The following is a 5,566-nucleotide window of genomic DNA, read 5'->3' on the forward strand; positions in this document are numbered from 1 at the left end:
GGACTTTTTACCAACACATTTTGTCCACCCTCTAAGTTTATCAAAAGAACTTAAAATAGCGATGGAGCCAGTAATTTACTGGCTCCATCGCCTATAAAACCAACACGTTTTGTCCTATAACCCTCTTTTATTTATATAATGGTTATATATTTATTATTACCAACGATTTTCGTAGTATACTTGTGTCCACATGATGACCTCTACAAGAGAAGGGTGTGGACTCATAGTTTCACCTACAGTGATAACGGATTTAGGATCCATATCACGAGTAATACCTTTTTCACGTAATAGTTTTGTACGTTCAGACGCGATTTCTTCATTAATAGCAGTCAATGGAGTTACACCGCTGTTCATAAGGTTTACGTAAGGTTGGAAGAGGATAGATGCTTGAGGTCCTGTTACGTGCATACCAAGAATGTGGTTAGTGTCTTTGTCCACTACGATTTTAACGAAACCATCATTTACATCGCCAGGATTAATGCCCATAGCATAGCCTTTAGCCGTAGAGGAGTAGTAATTTTTACCAACACCTACATTATAGCCTGCTTTAATTGCTTCTGCTTCAGTAAGACCTACGCTACCGATTTCAGGGTAGGAGAAGGTAACCTTTGGCAATGTATCATAGCGTGCCCAACGGAAATCTTCTTCGTTTTTAGCAAAGTATAGGTTGTGGGCGATAATATCAGCATCATAGTTCGCACGATGACGGAATGCAGGTTCGCCGTTTACATCACCTAATGCATAGATTCCATCCACAGATGTTTCAAGGAATTCGTTTGTTTTGATCCAGCCCTTTGGCCATGTTTCAATACCTGTATTTTCGAGATGGAGCTCTTCTACAGCAGGACGGATACCGGCAGCTACGAGAATTTCTTCAACCTTTGTTTCTGTGATTTCACCAGTAGTACGATCTTTTGTGACTGCTACCTTAAGGCCGTCTTCTTGACGAATTTCAACAGTATCTTGGTTTAATATAACATTGATACCGCGAGCTCGATAGTTTTGAAGAAGATGTTCAGACATCTCTTCATCTTCTTTAGGTACAAGGCGTACATTATGTTGAATAATGGTAACTTTAGTACCAGCAGCATCAAATACATGACCGAATTCTACGCCGATAGGGCCTGCACCCAGTACTGCAAGCGATTTGTACGGTTGTTTCGGGAACTTATCGCCAAATAAACTTTCACTAGAAAGGAAGCCTGCCTCTTTTAGACCAGGTACATTTGGTACGTTACTATAACCACCAGTACCTAGAATAATTGTTGGAGCTGTGATTTCTACGATACCAGAGCCATCGTTAAGGTGGATGTTCATAACCTTATCGGATACAAAGCTTGCAGCACCGCGATATATATCTACGTTGTCATAAGCGTTATAGTAATCATAGATGCCTGCAGACTTGTCAATCATATGCCATGTACGTTTAGAAACAGTGTCCCAGTCCATAGTAGCATCGCTAACATTAATACCGATTTTTTTGAATTCTTCTACCTCTTGGATCGCATTGGCTGCTGTAACCATAACCTTTGTAGGAATACAACCACGAGTTAAGCAAGTGCCACCAAATTTACCTTTTTCTATGATAGCTACTTTTTTACCCACTTTGATAGCAGCATCAGCTACGATGGTTGCACCACCTGTACCAACTACAATAATATCGTATTGTTTCATGTTGATTCCTTTCTATTTATATCTATTAATAGTTATTATCATTAACTCTATTATAACATTATATTGAAGAAAATCAATATAGACGATTGTAATTAATATAAACGTATATGATTAATATTGATGCCTATGTTGATTTATAAAGTATGTTCTTTATATTATACAATGAATCTATTTATAAGTCGTATAGTAATCTAGTATTTATAGACTTTTAAATACAAAAAACGGTCCCGAAGGACCGTCTTTTGTATGATTATAAAATTATATTTAATTCCAGTTTTCGTGATAGCCACGTTTTGCATAATCTGCAGTAGCAGTGAAGAGAATATCTGTACTGGAGTTAAGTGCTGTTTCAGTGGAGTCTTGTAAAACGCCAATGATGAAGCCTACGCCTACAACTTGCATTGCGATGTCATTGGAGATACCAAATAGAGAACAAGCAAGAGGAATTAGAAGTAGGGAACCACCAGCAACACCAGAAGCACCACAAGCACCGATAGTAGCAATAACAGATAAGAGAATTGCTGTAGGGATATCTACAACGATTCCAAGTGTATGGGCAGCAGCTAATGTCATGATTGTAATTGTGATCGCTGCACCACCCATGTTGATTGTTGCACCCAATGGAATAGATACGGAATACATATCAGGGTTAAGTTTTAAACGTTTTGCTAAATCGAGGTTAACAGGGATGTTTGCAGCAGAGCTACGAGTAAAGAACGCATAGATTGCAGATTCACGTAAACATTTGAAAACCAATGGATATGGATTACGGCGAAGATATACAAAAGATAGAAGTGGGTTTACTATTAATGCTACGAAAATCATAGAACCAAGTAGTAATACGAGTAATTGGAAGTAGCCGATTAAAGCTTCAATACCATTAGTAGCGATAGAGTCAGCTACGAGACCCATAATACCTAGAGGAGCAAAGCGGATAATCCAACCTACTACAGTTGTAATAGCTTGAGCGATAGACTCCATTACTTCTTTAGTATTCATTGGGGCATGGCGTAAAGCACCGCCAATGATAAGTGCCCAACCTAAAATGCCGATATAGTTAGCGGTCATTAAGGCTTTCACAGGGTTATCAACAATATTTTTTAAAAGTGTTTTCATAACCTCTACGATCCCTTGTGGTGGAGCTGCATCAGCTGCACTAGCTGCAAGGTGTAATGTAGTAGGGAACATAAAGCTTACGACTACAGCAAGTGCTGCAGAAAGGAATGTACCTAATAAATATAATGTGATTACAGATCCCATCCCAGTCTTTTGACCAGAACGATGTTTACTGATAGCTGCAATAACAAGGAAAAATACAAGGATTGGTGCAATCCCTTTTAAAGCACCAACAAAGAGAACGCCTAATAAAGCTAATTCATTTGCCACATCTGGCACGTATAGAGCTGTCAAAATACCAATAATCAAACCTATGATAATTTGTTGGATTAGACTGACTCTATTGATTGTTTTTACAAATCGATTCATAGTACACTCCAATACTTAATAAAAACTAATAAAAGACCATGGAAAAGATATCTTTTCGTCATGGACATATGTCATTATACAACGAACACAGGATGGTGGCAATAGATAATATCATAGTCATTTATATATAGTTAAATTAGATCTACTGTGATTGATAACGATGTTTATTTTGTAATATGATAATTTTAATAGTAGTGAATATATGGTTTTAACTAAATATGTGCTTATTACATAATTACTATATATAGTATATATAATAGGATTCTTTTGATAGGGGGCATAGTATGATATACTATGCGAGTAAAGAGTTTGAATATAGTTCTTGATTAGTGAAAGGACCATAATGAATACTAAAGAATTTAAAACGTATGCCGATAAAGAGCAATTTGTACAAGGTGTTTTTTCTAATATTGCAAAAAACTATGATTTAATGAATACAGTCTTAAGCTTTGGACAAGATTATTTTTGGCGCAAATTCTCTGTAAAAGCAATGAATATTGGTCCTCACCAACGTGTGCTTGATGTAGCATGTGGTACCTGTGTGTTTACAAAGGAAGCGTTACGTCAAGAACCAACATTAAAAGTAGAGGCTTTGGACTTTAATAGTGAGATGCTTGATCAAGGTCGTGTACGCATTGAAGATGCTGGTTTAATAGATCAAGTTAATCTTGTTCAAGGTGATGCGATGGCATTACCATATGCAGATAACACATTTGATGCTGCTATGAGCGGATTTGCAATGCGTAATGTGCCAGATATTAAACAAGTGTTATCTGAAATGCAACGTGTTGTAAAGCCAGGTGGAAAAGTAGTTGTGTTAGAACTCGCAAAGCCAAGCATGTTTGGTTTTAAACAGTTATATAATTTCTACTTCTCCTATATATTACCCATTATAGGTAAGTTAAGTAAGGATAATTCCTCTTATGCATGGTTGCCAGAATCCTTACGCAGATATCCTCATCAAAGCGAGATTCTTGAAATCTGGAAATCTTTAGGATATGAAAATGCCACCTATCATGAATTGACAGGCGGCATTGTAGCGGTCCACGAAGGTGTAGTACCAGAAAATTCTATTGTAAATAATAAGTAATATTAGCGTCTTGAGAAACTACTAATGATCCTTTTTCAACAGGAGTAGCAGTTTCGAGAGACGCTTTTAACATTACGGCGTTACGATAGGAACCAGAGTCCATAGAGCTTGTTTGTGGTGTGCTAATAGAAACAGTTTTTACAGGGCCTAAAGTACGACCAAGGGCTGCAGCAATAACCTCAGCTTTATGACGACCGTCTTGAATTGCTTCGGTAGTTAAAGAATCAGACAGTTGTTGAGATACATCATTTTGGAATGAAAGGTTATTGATATCGTTAGCACCAGCGCTAACAGCAGCATCAACAGCCTTTCCTACATTATCGAGATTGTTGATTTTTACAGTCACACGATTTGCTACACTATAACCAGTGTTGATTCGTTTGCCATCTTGATAATCACTTGTAGGGTTAATAGAAATGTTAGATGTGTAAATATCTTTTTTGTCGATACCTAAATGACCTAACTTGCTGATTAAATCACTCATGATGCGATCGTTATTGGATTTTGCAGCATTGATATTAGTGTTTTCACTAGTAATACCAAGTGTTAAAATCGCATAGTTAGGTGCTACAGAACGAGAGGCTTCGCCTGTAATTTGAATTTCAGAAGTATCAAATGTACCTTGTGGTGCAGCAAAGGCTGCAGTGGCCATAGTTGCACATACCGCAGCAATAGCAACTGTTTTGGATAATAAACGTTTGGATAATTTCATACTCAATCTCCTTACACATTATTATAATATTAATTATAACTACTATAATAAAAGACTAAATTGAAATATAGCGCTAATTCAAAATTAAAATATAGTATTAAATGATATATAACTATATAACTACATAAGTGAAAGAGTCTATATTACAGCTACATTATACAAAATAGGTTGTATAAAATCAATCTTTAGTTTTTGGGTTGAAAAATGAATGTGCAATGAAAGTTGTGTGAAGTTGAGAATTGGGGGTTGCCATTATTTTTTGGTTATACTATAATATCCATACAGTCGTTCGAGCGACTGTTTCTTAATGAGTGTAGAAATACACTTTGAAGTTCGAAAGAACTTCAAAAAAGATTATAAAATGTGTTGACATGAAAGTGCTCACATGTTATTATAATCAAGTCGTCAGATGGCGCTTCACTGAAGCGTGAAACTGATAACAGATCTTTGAAAACTGAACAATGATAGGTAATCAATCATATGATTGAACATATGCCAGAGTGCGGGTTTTGACAAAGTCAAAACCAACCATAATTCAAAGTTACTTAAATGTAACGACAACAAATAATGAGCTATTCAAATAGCTTCAAGATATCTTGGAGAGT

4 protein-coding genes are annotated in these 5,566 nt (G+C 36.4%); 1 reads left to right on the forward strand and 3 read right to left on the reverse strand.

Features of this window, described 5'->3' with window-relative positions; genetic code table 11:
* Window positions 1-156: 156 nt before the first annotated feature.
* Complete coding sequence (locus MOQ65_RS09455; protein WP_257847385.1) at window positions 157-1,674, reverse strand: dihydrolipoyl dehydrogenase family protein; 1,518 nt, start codon at window positions 1,672-1,674, stop codon at window positions 157-159.
* A gap of 264 nt (window positions 1,675-1,938) precedes the next feature.
* The gene (gene sstT / locus MOQ65_RS09460) at window positions 1,939-3,159 is read right to left on the reverse strand and encodes a serine/threonine transporter SstT (protein WP_105085359.1); all 1,221 of its coding nucleotides are present in this window, start codon (window positions 3,157-3,159) and stop codon (window positions 1,939-1,941) included.
* Window positions 3,160-3,502: 343 nt separating this feature from the next.
* On the opposite strand from sstT, the gene MOQ65_RS09465 reads away from it, so the two are divergent.
* Window positions 3,503-4,249, forward strand: coding sequence for a ubiquinone/menaquinone biosynthesis methyltransferase (locus MOQ65_RS09465; RefSeq protein ID WP_005388035.1), 747 nt, complete (start codon window positions 3,503-3,505; stop codon window positions 4,247-4,249).
* On the opposite strand, the gene MOQ65_RS09470 is transcribed toward MOQ65_RS09465, so the two are convergent.
* Window positions 4,230-4,961 carry an SIMPL domain-containing protein gene (locus MOQ65_RS09470; protein ID WP_005388036.1) on the reverse strand — a complete coding sequence of 244 codons (732 nt, stop codon included), beginning with the start codon at window positions 4,959-4,961 and terminating at the stop codon, window positions 4,230-4,232. The two genes, MOQ65_RS09465 and MOQ65_RS09470, sit on opposite strands and share 20 nt — an antisense overlap.
* Window positions 4,962-5,566 lie beyond the last annotated feature (605 nt).

The sequence above is a fragment of the Veillonella faecalis genome (genome assembly GCF_024677885.1).
In the GTDB taxonomy this organism is placed as follows: Bacteria; Bacillota; Negativicutes; order Veillonellales; family Veillonellaceae; genus Veillonella; species Veillonella nakazawae.

Coding starts and splice junctions, on each gene's coding strand:
- MOQ65_RS09455 (WP_257847385.1), bottom strand. CDS start 1,674: ATGAAACAATACGATATTATTGTAGTTGGTACAGGTGGTGCAACCATC.
- sstT (WP_105085359.1), bottom strand. CDS start 3,159: ATGAATCGATTTGTAAAAACAATCAATAGAGTCAGTCTAATCCAACAA.
- MOQ65_RS09465 (WP_005388035.1), top strand. CDS start 3,503: ATGAATACTAAAGAATTTAAAACGTATGCCGATAAAGAGCAATTTGTA.
- MOQ65_RS09470 (WP_005388036.1), bottom strand. CDS start 4,961: ATGAAATTATCCAAACGTTTATTATCCAAAACAGTTGCTATTGCTGCG.